Origin of the sequence: Rhodococcus pseudokoreensis (assembly GCF_017068395.1) — a bacterium.
Taxonomy (GTDB): domain Bacteria; phylum Actinomycetota; class Actinomycetes; order Mycobacteriales; family Mycobacteriaceae; genus Rhodococcus_F; species Rhodococcus_F pseudokoreensis.
Map to the genome: position 1 here is coordinate 1,417,707 of NZ_CP070619.1, position 18,957 is coordinate 1,436,663.

At 69.9% G+C, this 18,957-nt stretch carries 17 protein-coding genes; 5 read left to right on the forward strand and 12 right to left on the reverse strand.

The genetic code is table 11. The annotated features are described in order from the left end of the window. Positions 1 to 159: 159 nt before the first annotated feature. Both JWS13_RS11975 and JWS13_RS11980 read right to left on the reverse strand, forming a co-directional pair. A complete protein-coding gene (locus JWS13_RS11975) occupies positions 160 to 1,302 on the reverse strand; it encodes a class I SAM-dependent methyltransferase (protein ID WP_206005717.1) in 1,143 nt (380 codons plus the stop codon). Between the two features lies 1 nt (position 1,303). Then, positions 1,304 to 2,011: a nitroreductase gene (locus tag JWS13_RS11980; protein ID WP_206005718.1), complete on the reverse strand. Its 708-nt coding sequence runs from the start codon at positions 2,009 to 2,011 to the stop codon at positions 1,304 to 1,306. Between the two features lie 103 nt (positions 2,012 to 2,114). Between JWS13_RS11980 and JWS13_RS11985 the strand changes: the two genes are divergently transcribed. The 3 genes from JWS13_RS11985 to JWS13_RS11995 are packed head-to-tail and all read left to right on the forward strand — an operon-like array spanning position 2,115 to position 7,286. Next, positions 2,115 to 5,603, forward strand: coding sequence for a serine/threonine-protein kinase (locus JWS13_RS11985; protein WP_206011571.1), 3,489 nt, complete (start codon positions 2,115 to 2,117; stop codon positions 5,601 to 5,603). A 60-nt stretch (positions 5,604 to 5,663) separates the two neighbouring features. After that, entirely contained in the window at positions 5,664 to 6,392 is a 729-nt protein-coding gene (locus JWS13_RS11990) for a flavodoxin family protein (RefSeq protein WP_206005719.1), read from the forward strand. Positions 6,393 to 6,416: 24 nt separating this feature from the next. Next, positions 6,417 to 7,286 (forward strand): class II glutamine amidotransferase, encoded by an 870-nt coding sequence (locus JWS13_RS11995; RefSeq protein ID WP_206005720.1) that lies wholly within the window; start codon positions 6,417 to 6,419, stop codon positions 7,284 to 7,286. 8 nt (positions 7,287 to 7,294) lie between these two features. Here the strand turns inward: JWS13_RS11995 and JWS13_RS12000 are convergent, their stop codons facing one another. Together JWS13_RS12000 and JWS13_RS12005 are read right to left on the reverse strand one after the other, a co-directional pair. After that, a complete protein-coding gene (locus JWS13_RS12000) occupies positions 7,295 to 8,350 on the reverse strand; it encodes a ferredoxin--NADP reductase (RefSeq protein WP_206005721.1) in 1,056 nt (351 codons plus the stop codon). Positions 8,351 to 8,456: 106 nt separating this feature from the next. Continuing rightward, complete coding sequence (locus JWS13_RS12005; protein ID WP_124389404.1) at positions 8,457 to 9,218, reverse strand: SDR family NAD(P)-dependent oxidoreductase; 762 nt, start codon at positions 9,216 to 9,218, stop codon at positions 8,457 to 8,459. A gap of 112 nt (positions 9,219 to 9,330) precedes the next feature. On the opposite strand from JWS13_RS12005, the gene JWS13_RS12010 reads away from it, so the two are divergent. Then, positions 9,331 to 10,104 (forward strand): SDR family oxidoreductase, encoded by a 774-nt coding sequence (locus JWS13_RS12010; RefSeq protein WP_206005722.1) that lies wholly within the window; start codon positions 9,331 to 9,333, stop codon positions 10,102 to 10,104. A 71-nt stretch (positions 10,105 to 10,175) separates the two neighbouring features. Here JWS13_RS12010 and JWS13_RS12015 read toward each other — a convergent pair whose 3' ends face one another. The 6 genes from JWS13_RS12015 to JWS13_RS12040 are packed head-to-tail and all read right to left on the reverse strand — an operon-like array spanning position 10,176 to position 15,825. Further along, a complete protein-coding gene (locus tag JWS13_RS12015; RefSeq protein ID WP_206005723.1) occupies positions 10,176 to 10,988 on the reverse strand; it encodes a MaoC/PaaZ C-terminal domain-containing protein in 813 nt (270 codons plus the stop codon). Between the two features lie 2 nt (positions 10,989 to 10,990). After that, positions 10,991 to 12,169 carry a lipid-transfer protein gene (locus JWS13_RS12020; RefSeq protein ID WP_206005724.1) on the reverse strand — a complete coding sequence of 393 codons (1,179 nt, stop codon included), beginning with the start codon at positions 12,167 to 12,169 and terminating at the stop codon, positions 10,991 to 10,993. Then, on the reverse strand, positions 12,166 to 12,615 hold the full coding sequence (locus JWS13_RS12025) for a MaoC family dehydratase (protein WP_206005725.1): 450 nt from the start codon (positions 12,613 to 12,615) through the stop codon (positions 12,166 to 12,168). The genes JWS13_RS12020 and JWS13_RS12025 overlap by 4 nt, the downstream gene beginning before the upstream one ends. Further along, positions 12,612 to 13,724, reverse strand: coding sequence for an acyl-CoA dehydrogenase family protein (locus JWS13_RS12030; RefSeq protein ID WP_206005726.1), 1,113 nt, complete (start codon positions 13,722 to 13,724; stop codon positions 12,612 to 12,614). Before JWS13_RS12030 ends, JWS13_RS12025 begins: the two co-directional genes overlap by 4 nt. Beyond that, positions 13,724 to 14,662: a bifunctional MaoC family dehydratase N-terminal/OB-fold nucleic acid binding domain-containing protein gene (locus tag JWS13_RS12035; protein ID WP_206005727.1), complete on the reverse strand. Its 939-nt coding sequence runs from the start codon at positions 14,660 to 14,662 to the stop codon at positions 13,724 to 13,726. Before JWS13_RS12035 ends, JWS13_RS12030 begins: the two co-directional genes overlap by 1 nt. Beyond that, positions 14,659 to 15,825 carry an acyl-CoA dehydrogenase family protein gene (locus JWS13_RS12040; RefSeq protein ID WP_206005728.1) on the reverse strand — a complete coding sequence of 389 codons (1,167 nt, stop codon included), beginning with the start codon at positions 15,823 to 15,825 and terminating at the stop codon, positions 14,659 to 14,661. Before JWS13_RS12040 ends, JWS13_RS12035 begins: the two co-directional genes overlap by 4 nt. 139 nt (positions 15,826 to 15,964) lie before the next feature. On the opposite strand from JWS13_RS12040, the gene JWS13_RS12045 reads away from it, so the two are divergent. Next, on the forward strand, positions 15,965 to 16,405 hold the full coding sequence (locus JWS13_RS12045) for a nuclear transport factor 2 family protein (protein WP_206005729.1): 441 nt from the start codon (positions 15,965 to 15,967) through the stop codon (positions 16,403 to 16,405). Here the strand turns inward: JWS13_RS12045 and JWS13_RS12050 are convergent. Both JWS13_RS12050 and casI read right to left on the reverse strand, forming a co-directional pair. After that, the gene (locus tag JWS13_RS12050) at positions 16,389 to 17,276 is read right to left on the reverse strand and encodes an LLM class F420-dependent oxidoreductase (protein WP_206005730.1); all 888 of its coding nucleotides are present in this window, start codon (positions 17,274 to 17,276) and stop codon (positions 16,389 to 16,391) included. The genes JWS13_RS12045 and JWS13_RS12050 overlap by 17 nt on opposite strands. Positions 17,277 to 17,289: 13 nt before the next feature. After that, the gene (casI, locus tag JWS13_RS12055) at positions 17,290 to 18,957 is read right to left on the reverse strand and encodes a steroid-22-oyl-CoA synthetase (protein WP_206005731.1); all 1,668 of its coding nucleotides are present in this window, start codon (positions 18,955 to 18,957) and stop codon (positions 17,290 to 17,292) included.

Here is an 18,957-nt window from a genome sequence, read left to right on the forward strand (position 1 = left end):
CACATCCCTTCTCGTGGCTCGCCGGGTGGATCCGGGTTTCTTGTACGTTGAACGTCCCGCACCCACCGCAAGTTCCCGTTCGTCGCTTTCGGGTCGGACAATTCGGACTCTACCGGTGCCGCGGGGACACTCGCCAGACGAGGCCGGTCGGCGTGGCGGTCAGGCCACCGACCGGGTGACCGTGAATTTGGGATTCCGCCCGACCACGTCGGTTCGGCCGACGAGCCGCTGCAACCGGCCCCGGTATCCGAGGTGGGAGTTGTACACGGTCCACAACTCGCCGCCGGGCCGGAGAACACGCCCGGCTTCGGCGAACATCTTCGACGCCCCGCCGGTGTGGACGGCCGCGCCGACGTGGAACGGCGGGTTGCACAGGACGACGTCCTGGCTGTCGGTCGCGAGGCTGGACATGGCGTCGTCGCGGAGGGTGGACACCCGCCCGTCGAGCCCGTTGGCGCGGGCGGTGGCGGCGGCCGACGCCACCGCCGCCGCCGACTGGTCCGTCGCGATCACCGACACCTCCGGGAGGAGCCGGGCGAGGCTGACGGCGAGGATGCCGGTTCCGCAGCCGAGGTCCACGGCCGCCTGGGCCCGGGGGTTCACCCGGGGCAGGAAGTCGAGGAGGTATCGGGTCCCGATGTCCAGTTTGGGTCCGGCGAACGCCGCCCCGAAGGAGACGACGTCCAGCCCGATCTCGGTGAGGTGATCGGTGACGGGGTAGGTCTGCTGCGCCGACTCCCGCGGTCCCCGCGCGATCAGCACCCGGGACTTCTGCCTGCCGAGGGTGGCGCGGACGTCGGAGAACGACCGCCCGAGGACGTCGTTCATGGCGGTGGAGATGTGCTTGTTCCGTCCGCCCGCGTAGACGACGACGGACGGGTCGGCGTGGCGGGCGATCGCCTCGGCGACCTCTGTGAGTTCGCCGAGGCTCCGCGGCAGTTGCATCAGCACGACCGTCGCCCCCGCGAGCAGTTCCTCGCCGAGCGCGTACGACCGGTAGCGGTCGGCGAGCCCGACCGTCTCGGCGTTGGCGGCCAGCGCCAGTTCGCCGGTCAGCGGGTCCTGGTGCACGCGGATTCCGGTGGCACCGTGCGCCGCCGCGGTGCCGAGGGTGAGCGCGCCGTAGTGATCGCCGATCACGGTGAGCGTCCCGGAAGGCGCGGCGGACAGCGCGGCCGCGGCCTCGTCGAGGATCAGCCGGTCGGCGGCGTCGACGGCCGTCAGGTTGGGGGCTTCGACGTCGGGGCGGCGACGCAGCCGGGAGAACAGGTCGTCGCGGTCGAACACTTCGGAGTCGAGCACGTTACCGGGACACCCACTGCGCGACGTGGGCGACGGGTTCCCGGTGGGTGCGGAATCCGTTGACGGGGTTCTCGGTGTCGGGGTACCCGAACGAGATCGCGCAGACCACCCGGCGGTCCTCCTCGAGCGCGAAGAAGTCGTGGAGGAACCGCGAGCTTCCCGCGACGGCGGCCTGCGGGATGGTCGCCACCCCGAGGCTCTGCGCGGCGAGCAGGAACGTCTCGACGTACAGGCCGCAGTCCACGGCGCCGTAGGTGCCGAGTGCTTCGTGCGTGGTGACGATCGCCACGTGCGGCGCCCCGAACAGGTCGAAGTTCTTCATCGTCTGTTCGGCGGACGCGGCCCGGTCGCCGGGGGCGATCCCGACGCTGGCGTACAGCTGCATGGCGCACTCGCGGCGGCGCAGTTTGTGCTCGCCCAGGTATTCGCGGGGCCACTCGAAGTCGGACTCCTGCGGGTGGGTGCGGACGTACTCTGCCAGCCCGGCGCGGAACCGCTCGGTGCCCTCCCCCTCGGTGATCGCGACCTGCCACGGCTGCGTGTTGCACCACGACGGCGTCTGCTGGGCGAGCTCGAGGATCCTCTCGATCACGTCGTGCGGCACCTGCTCGGGCAAGTATGCCCGGCAACTGATTCGCGCGTCGAGGAGCTGGGCCAGGGTGCGCTCGGCCGGGGTCGTGCGCGCTGTCGCAATGCCGGTATCCGTCACCGTCGAATTCTCCTCGGGTCTACTCGTTCTCGAACACCGCTCTCCGTGTCGCACGTCCGCGATATGCTGGCGTCAGTGCACCGAGAAGGTGATTTCATTGAGTGTGCCACGACACCCGGAAAGCAGTTCCGGGCCGACCGACTCGGATCCGCAGGCTACCAAGCGGATCGTCGTGACCGACATCGTCGCGGAGCTGTCTTCGGAAGGATTCGACGACGCCCGCGAGATCGGCCGGGGAGGGTTCGGGGTCGTGTACCGCTGCCTGCAGACGGCCCTCGACCGCACGGTCGCGATCAAGGTGCTGTCCTCCGATCTGGACGGCGAGGATCGGGAACGTTTCCTGCGCGAGCAGCGTGCGATGGGAAAATTGTCGGGGCACCCGCACGTCGTCGACATCCTGCAGTCCGGGGTGACGCGCAGTGGCAGGCCGTACATCGTGATGCCGTATCACTCACGCAACTCGCTGGACGCCTGGATTCGCCGTGAAGGGCCGCTGCCGTGGAGTGAAACACTGCGCGTCGGCGTGAAGTTGGCGGGCGCCCTGGAGACGGCGCACCGGCTCGGCACGCTGCACCGCGACGTGAAGCCCGCGAACATCCTGCTCACCGGATACGGCGAACCGCAGCTCACGGATTTCGGCATCGCGCGCGTCTCGGGAGGCTTCGAGACCACGTCGAGCATGATCACCGGTTCGCCGGCGTTCACGGCCCCGGAGGTCCTGCGCGGCGACGCGCCGTCCGCATCCTCCGACGTGTACAGCCTGGGCGCCGCCCTGTTCTGTCTGCTCACTGGTCACGCCGCGTTCGAGCGGCGCAGCGGGGAGCGCCTCGTCGCGCAATTCCTCCGCATCGCCACGCAACCCGTTCCGGACCTGCGGGGTGAGGACATTCCCGACGACCTGTGCTCGGCCATCGAGCGGGCCATGTCCGAGGAACCGACCGACCGACCGGAATCTGCAGCGGAATTCGGCCAGGAACTCCGCGACATCGAGCGCAGGCACGGTCTCGACGTCGACGAGATGGCGCTCCCCGCCGCGGCCGACGAGTTCCCGCGCACCGAGCACACCTCGGTGCCGACCACGCAGTCCGGGCGCAGTCGCAGCTACCGGCGGCGGTCGGGTGCCACCCCGCCGAGCGCCGCCGCCCGGTTCCGGCCGCCGACCCCGATGCGTTCCCTGGTGGAGCGCACGCGCCTCCTGGATCTGCTCCGGCTGGGCCAGCGGAGGCGGTTGACGCTGATCCACGCCCCCGCCGGGTTCGGGAAGAGCACGGTCGCGGCCCAGTGGCGCGACGTCCTCATCGAGGACGGCGCCGCCGTCGCCTGGTTGACGGTGGACAACGACGACAACAACGTCGTGTGGTTCCTGTCCCACCTCGTCGAGGCGATCCGCCGGGCCGAGCCGACACTGGCCGACGAACTGGGGCAGGCGCTCGACGAGAACGGCGCCGACGCGGAGCGGTACGTGCTGACGTCGCTGGTGAATCAGGTCCACGACAGCAGGCGCCACGTGGTGGTGATGATCGACGACTGGCACCGTGTCACATCGCCGGACACGATCGCGGCGATGGACTTCATCCTGGAGAACGGCTGCCACCACCTGCAGATGGTGGTGAGCAGCCGAAGCCAGGCGGGACTTCCACTCGCCAAGATGCGGGTGAGGGACGAGCTCGTCGAAATCGACTCCGTGGCTTTGCGTTTCGACCTCACGGAGTCGCAGCGGTTCCTGGTCGACCTCGGCGGACTGCACCTCGACGACTCCGACGTGGAGGCGCTGGAGGAGACCACGGACGGGTGGGTGGCGGCGCTGCAACTGGCGTCGCTGTCGCTGCGCGATCGCGACGATCCCGGCGACCTCATCCGGCACATGTCGGGCCGCCACCACGCGATCGGCGAATACCTGGCGGAGAACGTGCTCGGCACACTCGAGCCTGCGCTGCTCGACTTCATGCTGGCCACGTCCATCACCGAGCGCGTGTGCGGCGAACTCGCGTGCGTGCTGGCGAACGTGCCCCGCGGTCAGGCCCTGCTCGAGCAGGTCGAATCACGCGACCTGTTCCTGCGCAGCCTCGACGAGGACCGGGAGTGGTTCGAGTACCACCACCTGTTCGCCGAGTATCTCCGGCGGCGGCTCGAGCGCGACCATCCGTCGCGCGTCGCGGATCTGCACCGGGCGGCCGCGCACTGGTTCGCCGATCACCACTACGTCAGCGACGCAGTGGATCACGCACTGGCGGCGGGCGATCGCGACGTTGCCGTCGCCGTGGTCGAGGAGCAGGGCATGTACCTGGTGGAGCATTCGCGGATGGTCGCGCTGCTCGGCCTCGTCGACAAGCTGCCGCAGTCGCTGGTCGAGTCCAGTCCGCGCATCCAGATCGCGGTGGCGTGGGCGAACATCCTGCTCCAGCGGGTGACGCCGGCGCTGCAGGCGCTGTCGCTCGTCGCGTCGAGGCTCGAGTCTTCGGCGCTGAGCGAATCCGAGCAGGCGGACATCCGGGTGGAGGCCGACATCGTCCGCGCCGTGATCGCGGTGTCGTCCGATCGCATCGCCGGAGTGCCCGACCTCATCGCGGAATGTCTGGCCCGGCCGGAAACCCTGCGCCCGTGGGTGGTCTCGGCGGGGTCCAATCTCGCCTCCGCGGTCGCGATCGCCCAGTTCGATTTCGTGGAGGCGCGCCGCCTGCAGGAGTGGGCCACCGGGTATCACCAGCGGACCGTCGGACCGTTCAGCAAGATGTACGGCTACTGCTTCGCCGGTATCGCCGCGCTGGAGCAACTCGACATCACCGCGGCCGAGGACAATTTCCGGCTGGCCGTGCAGACCGCGACGAAAGGGGTGGGCCCGCACTCGCACGCCGCACGTCTCGCGGGGGCGCTCCTGGGCGAGTTGATGTACGAGCTGGGTCATCTCGACGAGGCCGAACGACTTCTCGACGAGAGCTACGAACTCGGGCCCGAGGCCGGCATCGTCGATTTCATGATCGCCAGGTTCGTCACGGGCGCCCGGCTGAAGGCGGCACGCGGCGACGTCGCGTCCGCTGCCCGGCACCTCGACGAGGGTGCGTCCGCGGCGGCGGCGCTGGGACTCCCCCGGCTGCGCGCCCGGGTCGAGAACGAACGGGTTCGGCTCGGACTGCCCGCCTCGCCGCAGCCGCCGCCCACTGCCGGGAAACCCACCCGGGAACCCGATTTCGGTTTCGCCGAGATCATCGCGCAGCTCGACGACGCCACGGAGATCCGGAAGCAGTTGGCGGTCGAGCCGGACGTCGCGTGCCGCCGCGCGGAGGAGTGGGTGCGCCGGGTCGAACAGGAGAGCAGGCCGAGGGCGGCCATGCAGGCCAATCGCCTGCTCGTCGCGTGCCTGGTCGCGGCGGGCCGGGTCGACGAAGCGAAGTCGGTGCTGGCGTCCATCGCCGCGACGTGTGCGCGAATCGGCTTCGTGCGCTACCTGATCGACGGCGGGCCGCGCGTGGTGCCCGCCCTGACGGCGCTCCTCGAGGACAGGGTGGCGGGCCGGTGGCCGTCCGACCGTCCGGAGGTTCCGGCGGAGTTCCTGGCCGCGGCACTGGAGACGGCGACGCCGATCGAGAGCTAGGGCCTAGACGTCTCGCCACTTCCGCCACGAAGAGGAACCGCCGCGGCATATCGTGGACTGATGACCGATCCATCGCCGCAGGACGGGCCACGGTTCAGTGGTCTGCGCGCTTTGTTCGTCAACTGCACCCTCAAGCGGTCACCCGATGTGAGCAACACCCAGGGCTTGATCGACCGCAGCGTCGGCCTGATGGAGAAGGAAGGCGTCACGGTCGACCAGTTCCGGGCGGTGGACCACGACATCGCGACCGGCGTCTACCCGGACATGACCGAGCACGGGTGGCCGAGCGACGAATGGCCACAACTGTTCCGGCGTGTGCTGGACGCCGACATCCTGGTGCTGGCGGGCCCGATCTGGCTCGGCGACAACGGTTCCGTCACCAAGCAGGTGATCGAGCGGCTGTACGGGTGCTCGTCGCTGCTCAACGACCACGGCCAGTACGCGTACTACGGGCGGGCCGGTGGGTGTCTGATCACCGGCAACGAGGACGGGGTCAAGCATTGCGCGATGAACATCCTCTACAGCCTCCAGCACCTCGGATACGTGATCCCGCCGCAGGCCGACGCGGGGTGGATCGGTGAAGCCGGGCCCGGACCGTCGTATCTCGACGAGGGGTCGGGCGGCCCGGAGAACGATTTCACCAACCGCAACACCACGTTCATGACGTACAACCTGATGCACGTCGCCGCGATGTTGAAGTCGGCAGGCGGGTTCCCCGTGTACGGAAATCAACGGTCGGAGTGGGACGCCGGGTGCCGCCCCGACTTCGCCAACCCGGACTACCGCTGATCCGTCCCATCCGAGAGGGAAGTCATGTGCCGATTGTTCGGGTTGTCCGCCGCCCCGCACCGCGTTCGCGCGTCGTTCTGGCTGCTGGACGCCCCGGACAGTCTGGCGCAGCAGAGTCACCGCGAACCGGACGGCACCGGCCTCGGCACGTTCGCGGAGGACGGGACGCCGCTGGTGGAGAAGCAACCGCTCGCCGCGTACGAGGACGCCGAGTTCGCGCAGGAGGCGAAGCACCGGTACTCGGCCACGTTCGTCGCGCACATCCGTTTCGCGACCACCGGTGAACTGCTTCCGCAGAACACCCATCCGTTCGCTCAGGACGGTCGCGTGTTCGCCCACAACGGCGTGGTCGAGGACCTGCCGAAGCTCGAGGCGGAACTGGGCTCCGATCTCGCTCGCGTTCACGGCGATACCGACTCGGAACGGGTCTTCACGCTCGTGACGCGGCACATCGGCAGGAGCGGCGGCGACGTCACGGCCGGCATCACCGCCGCTGCCCGGTGGCTTGCCGACAACGTGCCGATCTACGCGCTCAACATCCTGCTGACCACTCCCGGCGAATTGTGGGCGCTGCGCTACCCGGACACCCACGACCTGCTGTTCCTCGAGCGTCGCGCGGGCGGTCCGAGCGGTGGCCGCCACCTCCAGCACGCGAGCACTCCCGGCCGGATCCGGGCCAGGTCCGAACATCTCTCCGAGCGTCCGGCGGTGGTCGTGGCGAGTGAGCAGATGGACGAGGACCCCGGGTGGACGCCGCTGAAGTCCGGCGAACTACTGCACGTCGGCCGCGACCTCGCCGTCACCCGGCAGGTGATCGTCGATCACCCGCCGCGGTACCCGATCCGCCTCGAGGACCTGAATGCCCGCGCTGCGGCATCGCAGACCGAGAAGTAGCCACCCGGTCAGAACTCGATCCGCAGGTGCTCGCTGACGGGGCGGGCCTGGCACGCGAGGATGTAGCCGCTCGCGATGTCCTCGGGGTCGAGGATCGACGCGTTGTCCATATCCACCTCGCCCTCGACGACCGTGCATGCGCAGGAACCACATTCGCCTTCGCGGCACGAGTACGGGACGTCGAGCCCCTTGGAGAGCATGACGTCGACGAGTGTCGCCTGGCGCGGCCAGCTCAGGTTGTGCGCTTCGCCGTCGAGTTGCACCTCGACCGTCGACGCCGTTCCCGGTTCCGTGTCCTCCAGCGCTTCCACGACGATCTCGGCGAACGGATCACCCGTCAGTGACGTGAACACTTCGGCGTGCACGCGGTCCCGGGGGACGCCGGCGAGTGCGAGCGACTCGTGGATCGCCTCCATGAACGGACGCGGTCCGCACATATACGCCCGGTGGTCCCGGAACCGGTCCGACAGGTTCGCCAGCTGCCGCGGCGTCGGCAGGCCCTGCACGCTCTCGAGCCAGTGCACGACGGTCAGCCGGTGTTCGTGGCGGGCGGCGAGGTCCCGCAATTCGTCGGCGAAGATCACCGACTTCTCGTCCCGGTTCGCGTACACGAGAACGACTTTCCCGTTCCCCTCGCTCAGCGCCGATTTGAGGATCGACATCACCGGGGTGATTCCGCTGCCCGCGGCGAACAGGATCAGGTCTTCGTCCAGGCTGGCGGGGGTGAACACTCCGGCGGGCGGCAGCACCTCGATGCGGTCGCCGACGCCGACGTTGTCGCACAACCAGTGCGAACCGTATCCGCCTGCGGTGCGCTTGATCGTCACCTTCGGCAGGTCGTCGGTGAACGGCGAACTGGCCAGCGAATAGCACCGGGCGACCGACCCCGTCCGGTCGCTCGGGATACGCAGTGTCAGGAACTGCCCGGGCTTGTAGGCGAATTCGTGCCTGCGCTCGTCGGGGACGTCGAACACCAGCGAACGGGCGTCGGACGTCTCCTCCACGACGGCGGCCACGGTGACCACTACTGATCGCGAACTGCGTGGTGTTTCAACGGTCGTCATCGCGACGGTGCCCTCTCGCTACGGTAACTCGATCCTGCCGAAACTACTGCAGGCCGGCGGCGCCGGCCGCGGGTCTTCCCGCTGGGCGGGACCCGGATCGTCGCCGTCACCCCCACCGCGACTGCCCGCCGTCCAGCGGGATCGTCGCCCCGGTGAGGTAGCCGGCGTCGTCGCTCACGAGGAACACGACGGCGCGCCCGATGTCGGATTCGGCGTCACCGACCCGCCCGAGGGGGATGCCCGCCACGAACTCTGCCGCCTCGTCCGGGTTCCGGTCCATCCACCGTTCGAGCGCCGGACTTTTCGCGTGCGGGGCGACGGACAGCACCCGGATCCCGTCCCGGCCCCACTCGCAGGCCGCCGACCTGGTCAGCGAACGCATGCCCTCCTTGATCGAGCCGTACGCCCCGTAGTTGCTCGCGTCCCAGCGGACGGCCGCCGACGTGACGAGGTTGACGATCACGCCGCCGCCGCGCGCGACCATGTGCGGGTGGCACGACTGCATCATCCGCAGCGTCGCGAGCGGTCCCGTCGCGAACGACCGCTCGTACTCCTCGTCGATCACCGACAGGATCGGCCCCGGTGAGCAGTCGTTGGCGTTGTTGACCAGGATGTCGACGCCGCCGAACGCGTCCACGGTCCGCTCGACGGCGGACGCGATGTCCTCGCGCCTGCTGACGTCGCACACCACCGGTGCGCTGCGGGCGCCGATCGCGGACAGTCGTTCGCACGTGTCGTGCAGTTTCGACTCCGTGCGTCCGGCGACCGCGATCGCCGCCCCTTCCCGCGCGAGGGCGAGGGCGATTCCCTGCCCGATCCCCTGGCCCGCACCCGTGATCAGTGCGACCTTGCCGTCGAGTGTGTTCATGTCCGCTCCCGTTCCCCTACTATCGAACCAAGCAATTGCTTGGTCTTGCGTATTCGCTGATCACCGCCGAGCGCCGGGTCTCCCCGCGCTCCTCACTCCGAAGGTCTCCCCCGTGACACATCCCCATCCTCTCGATTTCAGTGGCCGCGCCGTCGTCGTGACGGGCGGCACCAAGGGCATCGGTTTCGTCGTCGCCGAAGCGTTTCTCGCCGCGGGTGCGAACGTGCTCGTGTGCGGCCGGTCCGCGCCGGACACCCTGCCCGCACACGGTGATCGCACCGCCGCGTTCCGCGCGACCGACGTTCGCGATCACGCCGACGCCGCCGGACTGATCGACGACGCCGTCGCCCGATTCGGCCGCCTCGACGTTCTCGTCAACAACGCGGGTGGGTCGCCCGACGCCGACGCCGCCACCGTCTCGCCGCGCTTCGTCGAGAAGATCGTCGCGCTGAATCTGCTGGCTCCGTTCACCGCCGCCCAGGCCGCGAACGCGGTGATGCAGCAGCAGTCCGACGGTGGCGCGATCGTCAACATCGGCAGCGTCTCCGCGCACGATCCGCAACCCGGTACCGCCGCGTACAGTGCCGCGAAGGCCGGCCTGCTCGTGCTGACGAAAGCGCTTGCGCTCGAATGGGCTCCGAAGGTCCGCATCAACCACATCACCACGGGACTCATCCGCACCGAGAGCGCGGCGTCCGTCTACGGCGAGGACGGCGGCGCCGCCGTCACCCGGACCCTTCCGATGGGGCGGATGGCGGTGCCGTCCGACATCGCGGACGCCTGCCTGTTCCTGGCGAGCGCGCAGGCGTCGTACGTCAACGGCGCCGATCTCGCGGTCCACGGCGGCGGCGAATACCCCGCGCGGTACCTCGCGACCCATTCCTGACGTCCGCGCCGAATGTCGCCCCGGTTGTTCTGCACCGGTGTGACATTCGGCGGTGGAATCCGGACGTGCGGTCAGCCGAACTCGGCGCGGGCGCCTGCGATTACCGGCGCGTCGCCTCGGACCAGTTCGAACGACGCGTCACGCGCGTCGCCCCAGGCCCGCAACGACGGCGTGTCGCCCGGGTACACCGGTGCGGCGAACCGTCCCTCGAGCCGGGCGAGGTCGGCGGGGTGCACGTCCAGCGCCCGCGCGAGTTCCAGCGCGCTCGCGGCGAGGGTGCACAGGCCGTGCATGATCGGCCGGGGCTGCCCGATCCGCTCGGCCGCCGCCGGATCGATGTGGATGTGGTGCCGGTCGCCGGTCAGCCGGTACAGCGCCGCCTGGTTCTCGGCGGTGTGCAGGACGCGCTGCACGGCCGGTTCACCCTCGGGCCGTGACGGTTTCGCGGGACCGCGATCGCCGCCGAACCCGCCGGCGCCCGGCGCGAACAGCGACCAGGTGGCGACGAAGAACTCGGACTCGACGCGCACGTCGAACACCGCCGCCGAACCCTTGTCCCACACCTCGCCGACGGACGCCGACAACGCGATCTCGCCGCGGCGCGGAAGGGGGGCGAGCACCGTCAGCTCCTGCGATCCGTGCAGCGCCGTCTGCGTGTCGAAGGCGCCCCGCGATCCGAGTTCGTCCGGCGCCCACTGGGCGAGGGTGAGAGCGAAGGTGGGCAGCACCCGCAGACGCTCCTCGAAGACGAGGTCCAGTTCGGTGGCCCGCGCACCCACCGACAGTGCGTACAGAATGGCGTCGCGCTCGTCGTAACTCACGGTGCGGGTGCCGAGGTCCGCACCCCGCCACGCTCCTGCCGTCGTGCGCTCGGTTGTCGTCATGATCAGTCCTCTCTGCCCAGGATCAGGCCGCTGGTGGGCACGGCGGTGCCCGCGGTCACCAGCACGTTGCCGATGCCGTCCGGTTGTGTCGTCGACGTTCCGCGGATCAGGCGGACCGCCTCCGCGATGCCGTTGACGCCGTGCAGATAGGCCTCGCCGATCTGCCCGCCGTGCGTGTTGGACGGGAGGCGGCCGCCGATTTCGAGGTTGCCGTCCCGGATGAAGTCCTTCGCGTCGCCGGGGTCGCAGAACCCGAGTTCCTCGAGTTGCGGTAGGACGAGCGGGGTGAAGTGGTCGTAGAGGATCGCCGCCGAGATGTCGTCCGGTGCGAGACCGCTCTGGCCGTAGAGTTGCCTGCCGACGAGGCCCATTTCGGGTATTCCGGTGATGTCGGGCCGGTAGTAGCTCGCCATCATGTGCTGGTCCTTGCCGGACCCCTGCGCGGCGGCCTTGATGATCGCCGGGGTGGTGCGTAGATCCCTGGCGCGTTCGGCGGAGACCACGACGAGGGCCTGGCCGCCGTCGGTTTCCTGGCAGCAGTCCAGCAGGTGGAGCGGTTCGGCGATCCACCGCGACTGCTGATGGTCGTCGAGCGTGATGGGACGCCCGTGGAACCAGGCAGCTGGGTTGACGGCGGCGTGCTTGCGGGCGACGACCGCGACCCGGCCGAAGTCCTCGCTGGTGGCGCCGTATTGGTGCATGTACCGGCGGGCGAACATCGCCACCCACTGGGCGGGCGTCGACAGTCCCTGCGGGGTCAGCCAGGCGTAGGCGGCGCGGTCCGCGGTGCTGTCCATGGGGCGGTCGTGCTGCCCGAGTCCGTAACGCACACCGGATCGTTCGTTGAACGCGCGGTAGCAGACGACGACGTCCGCGATGCCCGTCGCCACGGCCATGGCCGCCTGCTGGACGGTGGCGCACGCGGCGCCGCCGCCGTAGCCGATGCGGGAGAAGAACTTCAGCTCACCGATACCCGTGTTGCGGGCGACGAGGACCTCACCGTTGGTTTCGGCGGTGTACGTGGACAGTCCGTCCACCTCGGACGGGTCGATGCCCGCGTCGGCGAGCGCGGCGACGATCGCCTCGCACGCCAGTTGCAGTTCGCTGCGTCCCGAGTGCTTGGAGAATTCGGTGGCGCCGATGCCGACGATCGCGGCGGCGCCCGACAGGGGGCTGGTCACAGGTCTCCTCGTACAGGCAGTTCTTCTCGTGCAGGCAGGGCGACGACGACGGTGCCGGTGGCGTGGTCGCCGAGGCTGTTGGCGCCGCGGATCTTCACGGTCACGAGACCGTCGTCCTTCGCGACCACCTCACCGGTCAGGGTCATCTCGTCGCCGGGGTAGTTGGGGGCGCCGAGCCGCACCGCGATGCGGCGCAGCGACGCGTGCGGGCCGGCCCAGTCGGTGACGAACCGCCCCACCAGCCCGTTGGTGGTGAGGATGTTCATGAACACGTCCTTCGATCCCCGCGCCACCGCGAGAGCCGGGTCGTGGTGGACGTCCTGGAAGTCGCGGGTGGCGAGCGCGGTGGCGACGATCAGGGTGCGGGTCAGCGGAATCATCAGCTGCGGCAGCCGGTCACCGATCTGCGCGGTCTCGTAGGTCGTGGCGCCGACGGTCGCGGTCATGCGACCACCTCGACGCCGGCCGCCAGTTGCGCGCCGAGACGCGACAGGTCGGAGGAGGCGCCGCCGAGTGTGGCGGCGAGCTGTTTGCCCCACAGCAGGTGCCGGTGCACCGGGTAGTCGGTGTCGACGCCGATCCCGCCGTGCACGTGCTGCGTGCGGTGGACGACCCGCTGACCGCCGTCGGTGGCCCACCACTTCGCCACCGGCACGGCGGTTCCCGGATCCTCCCCGCTCCCGAGCAGCCAGACGGCCTGCCAGAGCGTCACCCGCATGGCCTCGAGGTCGATGTAGCAGTCCGCGAGCTGATGGGTGACGGCCTGGAACGTCGCCAGCGGACGGCCGAACTGGGTGCGTCCGTTGAGGTAGGTGACGGCCTGCCGGACCGCGCCTTCGCCCACGCCCAGTTGCAGGGCGGCGACCGCGAGTTCCGCCCGGTCCAGTAGCCACCGCACCGCGGTGCCGTCCGCAGGACCGAGCGGCTCGGCCGGCGCGCCGTCGAACGTGACGTTGGCGCAGATCTCGCGGGTGGTCGACTCCGCCTGCTGCGCAGTCACTCCCGCGGATTCCGGGCGCACCAGGAACAGCGCCGGACCACTGTCCGTGGCCGCGGAGACGACGAGGCGGTCGGCGACATGCGCCGCCGGCACCGTGGCCTTGACGCCGTGCACCTGCCACCCGCCGTCCACCTCGCGCGCCGTCGTCGACGGTTCGTCCGGGGCATGCGGCCCGAACTCCTCGAGCGCGACGGTGAGGATCCCGCTGCCGTCGGCAGCGGTGGGAACCAGGGCGTCGCGTTGGGCGGGCGTCCCGAACTCGGCGATCGCGAGCGCGCCGAGCACGTGCGGCCACAGGGGAACCGGGGCGACGTTCCGGCCCTGCTCCTCGAGCAGCACGTACAGCTCCGCGAGTCCGGCGCCGCCGCCCCCGAGGTTCTCGGGCAGGGCGATGCCGAGCAGACCGGTGGTGGCGAGTTCGCGCCACAGTTCCCGGTCGATCCGGTCGGCGGTCGACTCGACCTCCTTGATCCGTTCGGGTCGCGACTTGGCGGCGAACACGTCCGCGGCCAGTCCGCGCACCGCCTCCTGCTCCTCGCCGAATGTGAAGTCCATCAGTTCTCCTCCCGTGTGGCGGGCCGGAACGCGGGGAGCGTGAGTTCCGGGTCGACGTCGATCCAGTCCAGTTCCACCGGCATCCCGATGTGCACGTCCGCCGGTTCGACGCCCGTCATGTTGGCGATCAGGCGGGTGCCTTCCTCGAGTTCGATCACCGCGACGATCAGGGGGTAGTCGAAGGCGTCGATCTTCGGGTGGTGGTTGACGACGAACGTGTAGACGGTGCCCCGTCCCGACGCGTCGACGGTGTCCCAGTCGGTGGACCGGCACTCCCCGCACATCGGTCCGGTCGGGTGCCGCAGCACCCCGCAGGCCGCGCACCGCTGGATGACCAGACGGTGCTCGCGGGCGGCCGCGAACCAGGAGGCGTTGTCCTCGTTGAGTGCGGGCCGCGGGCGCAGGGCGCGCGAGGCCGGGCGTTCGGCGGGCCGGAAGCGGAGTGTCCGCCACCGCTGGGTGCCGACGATCTCGCCGTCGCCGTTGCGGTACGTCTTGAGGGTGGTGACGAAATGTCCGGCGCCGAGACCGGTCTGCTTCTCCGCGGAGACGGACTCGACCACCTCGGTCGTGCTCACCCGGTCGCCGGGGCGCAGTTCGGCGAAGAATTCCTGGTCGGAGTCCGTGGCGACGACGGACGTGAAACCGGCCTCGTCGAGGGTGGCGATCAACTCCGTCCAGACGGGTGACGGGTCGGCGCCGGACATCTTGTCGGCGTACGTGCGCATCGTCCACACCTGCAGCATCTGGGCGGGCGCGACGGCACCGGGGCGGCCGGTGGCGCGCGCGGCGTCGTCGTCGAGGTAGACGGGGTTCGTGTCCCCCATCGTCTCGGCCCAGTGCCGGATCATGGGAGTGTTCACCGGGTCGGGCCCCCAGGTGACCGGGACGATCGTCCGGCCCTCGAAGGCGCGCAGCCGGGTGAGGAGTTCGCTCATTTCGCCCTCTTCTCGCGCACCAGTCCGAGGCCGAGGGTGCCGACCATGTCGCGGAGCACCTCGTTGACGCCGCCGCCGAACGTGTTCACCACGCTCTGTCGCGAGATCTGCTCGATCTGGCCTGCGAGGACCGCTCCCGGTGAGCCGGGGCGCAGCCGTCCGGCGGCGCCGAGGATCCCGAGCAGCGTGCGGTAGACGTCCACATGCGTTTCGGTGCCGTACGTCTTGGTGGCGCCGGCGTCGGCGCCCGACAAACTGTCCCGTGCGACCGCCGCGGTCATCTTCCAGTTCAGCAGTCGCATCGCCTCGAGCTTGGCGTGGGTGCGGGCGAAGTCCATCTGCACCCAGGGAAGGTCGAGCGCACCGTTCTGCCGCGCCCAGTCGAGGACCTGGTGCCACAGCCCGAGCGTGCGGCCGCCGAGCGCCGCGAGCCCGATCCGTTCGTGGTTGAGTTGCGCGGTGATCAGCTGCCACCCGCCGTGCACGTCGCCCACGATGTCCTGATCGCCGACCCGGATCCCGCTGTAGTAGGTCGACGTGACCGTCAGTCCTCCCACGGTGTGGATGGGCGACCAGCTGAAGCCGGCGTCGTCGGTGGGGACGATGAGGATCGAGATGCCCCTGTGTTTCTGGGCATCCGCATCGGTGCGGCACGCCAGCCACACGTAGTCGGCGGTGTTGGCGCCGCTGGTGAAGATCTTGTTGCCGTCCACGATCCACGAGTCCCCGTCGCGCACGGCCCGGGTCTGCAGCGAGGCGAGGTCGGTGCCTGCCTCCGGTTCGGTGTAGCCGATGGCGAACACGATGTCGCCGGCGAGGATGCCGGGCAGGAACCGCGCCTTCTGCTCCTCGGTGCCGTACTTCATCAGCGTGGGCCCGACGGTGTTGACGGTGACGAACGGGAACGGCAACCCGGCCCGCTGCACCTCGTCGAAGAACACGAACTGGTCTTCGATCGACCGTCCCTGCCCGCCGTACTCCACCGGCCAGCCGACACCGAGCCAGCCGTCCTTGCCCAGCAGGCGCACGATGTCGCGGAAGTGTTCGCCGCCGACACCCTCCTCACCTGCGACGCGGCGCTTCTCCTCCGGCAGCAGCGCCGCGAAGTAGGCGCGCAATTCCCGCCGGAGTTCCCGCTGCGCGGGCGATTCCCTCAGATCCATCGGCGATCTCCTCATGCCTGTGCGTGGCTGTCGCCACGTGTGTTCTGGACGCTAACCAGCACGCCCCCGCCCCGGTGCCGGTGTCTCGGTCACCGGGAGGCGGCTGTCGCCGATGCCGGACGTCCGCTGGAATGGTGGAATGGCCACCGAATTCGCTCTCACCGAACTCACCGCCCGTTATGCGCGGGCCGTCGACCGGCGTGAGGCGGCGACGCTCGCGGCGCTGTTCGACCCGGACGCGACGTTCGTCCTCCCGCCCACGTTGACGGGCACCGGCGCGCCGACGGAACTGCGCGGCAGTGACGTGCTCGCGTCCGCCGTCGTGGACGCCGTCACGCATCTGCATGCCACCCGGCACGTCGTCCACCAGCAGGTGCTCGACGTGGACGGGTCGGCGGCGTCGGGTGAGACGTACTGCACCGCCCACCACGTCTACTCCGGCCGAAACGGGTTCCGTGACAACCGGATCGCGCTGCGCTACCACGACCGCTACGTGCTCGGCGACTCCGGCTGGCGGTTCGCCCGGCGTGAACTGATCGTCGACTTCAGCGAGGACGTGCCGGTCACCGTGCCGGAGTGAGTCCCAGCCGGGCCGAGCACGCGGCCATCTCGTCGACGACCTGGTCCAGCGACTGCGCGTGCCGGGATGCCGACAGGACGAGCCTGCCCGCGCCCAGGTCCCGGGACCGGTCGAGTTTCGCCTCGTCCAGCCGGGGCAGCGTGGCACCCAGCACCAGTTCGACGTCGGCGGGGTCGCGGCCCGCGTCTGCCGCGGCGGCCCGCATCCGGGCAACCGCCCGATCCAGGTCGTCGCCGGCGAGGCCGAGGGGCTGGAACCCGTCGCCGAGCCTCCCGGCGCGGCGTGCGGCGGCCGGGCTGTGACCGCCGATGAACAGCGGCACGCCCGAATCCCGGTGCGGCTTGGGCCAACTCTGCGCGCCGCGGAAGGAGAAGAAGTCGCCGTCGAAGTCGACTGCGACGGTGCCCGACCACAGGGCCCGCATCACCGCAATCGCCTCGTCGGCCACCGCGCCGCGTCGGTCGAAATCGCCGCCGCACGCCTCGATCTCCTCCCGCATCCAGCCGAGACCGAGGCACACGCGCAGGCGTCCCGCCGACAGCCGGTCCAGGGTGGCGAGGCGTTTCGCCAGCACCACCGGGTGATGGTTGGGCAGCACCAGCACTCCGGTCGCCAGACCCAGCGTCGTCGTGGCGCCCGCGACGAACGACAGCAGTTCCAGCGGGTCCGGGAGGCTGCAGTCGTCGGGCAGGTGCGACTTCCCGGTCGGCGAATACGGGTATTCGCTCTCCGTGTCCGCGATGACGACCGAGTGCTCGACGGCGGAAATCTCGTCGAATCCGAGTGATTCCGCGGCCCTGGCGAATTCGAGTATCCACTCGGGCTCACCGGCCCGCCCCAGCTCGACGGGAATCACCACACCCAGTTTCATGTCACCCTCACCGTCACACGTGCAGGAATCGTTGCCGGCCGTGCGTGTGGAACTCCTGCTCCAGCGCGGCCTTCTCACTGTCGGTCATCTCGCGGTACTCGGGAACACCGCGTCCCACCCACCGGAAGATCGGATCGTCGCACCGCCAGCACTGCTCCTGCAGGGTTCGCTTGAGCACCTTGTTCGATCCCGTCACCGGCAGGTCCGTCGACACCCGGACGAACCGCGGGGCCGCCTTCGTGCCCAGGTCGTCCTGGCCGGCGAGGAACGCGGCGAACTCCGCCGGATCGAAATCGGCCGGATCCGACACCTCCACCGCCGCCATCACCTGATCACCCGACCTCGGGTCGGGGACGGCGTACACGCCGGTGGCGATCACTTTCGGGTGGCGGCGCAGGATCCGCTCCACCATCAATGCCGAAGTGTTCTCGCCGTCCACCCGGATCCAGTCGCCCTTCCGGCCCGCGAAGTAGATGAAGCCGGCCTCGTCGACGTACCCGAGGTCGCCCGTCCAGTACCAGCCGTGCCTGATCCGGTCGGCGATCGCGTCCTCGTTCTTGTAGTAGCCCTCGAACCGTGCCGCGCCGGCCTTGTCGATCATCTCGCCGATCGCCTCGTCGGGGTTGAGCACCCGGCCGTGCTCGTCGAGCCGTGCCCGGGCCTTCTCCGCGCGGGTGTCGGGGTCGACGATGACGATGTTCTCGTTCGCGGGCCTGCCGAGCGCGCCCTCGGGGGCGTCGGGGTCGAGCGTCACCGAACCGGCGCCCTCGCTCGAGCCGTATCCCTCGTACAGTTCGGCGCCGAACCGGCGGACGAATTCGGTCTTGTCCTCCGGGGACGCCTCCGTCCCGAAACCGCGGACCAGCGTGTTGTCCCGGTCGTCGGGTAGTTCCGGGGTGGCCATCAGGTACGCCAGCGCCTTGCCGACGTAGGTGAAGAACGTGGCACCGAAGAACCGGACGTCGGGCAGAAATCCGGACGCGGAGAACTTCCGCGGCAGGCAGACGGTGGCGCCGATGGCGAGCGCGGGTGCCCACAGCGCCATCAGCGCGTTGCCGTGGAACAGCGGCATGCAGCAGTAGTCGACGTCCTCGCGCACGTGCCCGTACTTGGCGATGTTCGCGTATGCCAGCCGGGCGAGGCGGCCCTGGCTGCACCGCACCGCCTTCGACGTGCCGGTGGTTCCGGACGTGAACAGCAGCAGGAACAGTGTCGACGGGTCGAGTGCGGGATCCTCGACCGGGCGCTCCACGGCGTGGGCCGCGACGAGGTCGGCGTAGGCCGGTTGGTCGACGAGCAGGAACCGGTCCTCGGACAGCCCGAGGTCGAGGCCCGCGAGCTGCGCCTTCCCCGCGGTGTCCGTCACGATCAGCTGGCAGTCGACGTACCGGATCTCGGCCTCGAGTTCCGCCCCGCGACGGGTCGGGTTGATGCCGACGACGGTGGCGCCCGCGAGAGCCGCGCCGCCCAGCCAGAACAGGAACTCGGGGGTGTTCTCGAGCAGGACGCCCACGTGGAACGGGCCGTCGCGGCGGAGCGAGGACGCGATCGCCCCGCGGGCGGCGCTCTCGTGCACGACCTCGTCCCAGGTCCAATCCTGTTCCCGGGTGCGGACTCCCAGTCTGCCGTCACCCAGGCGGTCGAGCAGCATCCGGGCGATCGTGGTGCGTTCCAACGCCAT

What these genes read in the sequence shown, in the direction of transcription:
- JWS13_RS11995 (WP_206005720.1), top strand. Translation starts at nt 6,417, where the DNA reads ATGTGCCGATTGTTCGGGTTGTCCGCCGCCCCGCACCGCGTTCGCGCG.
- JWS13_RS12000 (WP_206005721.1), bottom strand. Translation starts at nt 8,350, where the DNA reads ATGACGACCGTTGAAACACCACGCAGTTCGCGATCAGTAGTGGTCACC.
- JWS13_RS12035 (WP_206005727.1), bottom strand. Translation starts at nt 14,662, where the DNA reads ATGAGCGAACTCCTCACCCGGCTGCGCGCCTTCGAGGGCCGGACGATC.
- JWS13_RS12040 (WP_206005728.1), bottom strand. Translation starts at nt 15,825, where the DNA reads ATGGATCTGAGGGAATCGCCCGCGCAGCGGGAACTCCGGCGGGAATTG.
- JWS13_RS11990 (WP_206005719.1), top strand. Translation starts at nt 5,664, where the DNA reads ATGACCGATCCATCGCCGCAGGACGGGCCACGGTTCAGTGGTCTGCGC.
- JWS13_RS12025 (WP_206005725.1), bottom strand. Translation starts at nt 12,615, where the DNA reads ATGACCGCGACCGTCGGCGCCACGACCTACGAGACCGCGCAGATCGGT.
- JWS13_RS12005 (WP_124389404.1), bottom strand. Translation starts at nt 9,218, where the DNA reads ATGAACACACTCGACGGCAAGGTCGCACTGATCACGGGTGCGGGCCAG.
- JWS13_RS12015 (WP_206005723.1), bottom strand. Translation starts at nt 10,988, where the DNA reads ATGACGACAACCGAGCGCACGACGGCAGGAGCGTGGCGGGGTGCGGAC.
- casI (WP_206005731.1), bottom strand. Translation starts at nt 18,957, where the DNA reads ATGGCGTTGGAACGCACCACGATCGCCCGGATGCTGCTCGACCGCCTG.
- JWS13_RS12030 (WP_206005726.1), bottom strand. Translation starts at nt 13,724, where the DNA reads ATGGACTTCACATTCGGCGAGGAGCAGGAGGCGGTGCGCGGACTGGCC.
- JWS13_RS12050 (WP_206005730.1), bottom strand. Translation starts at nt 17,276, where the DNA reads ATGAAACTGGGTGTGGTGATTCCCGTCGAGCTGGGGCGGGCCGGTGAG.
- JWS13_RS12045 (WP_206005729.1), top strand. Translation starts at nt 15,965, where the DNA reads ATGGCCACCGAATTCGCTCTCACCGAACTCACCGCCCGTTATGCGCGG.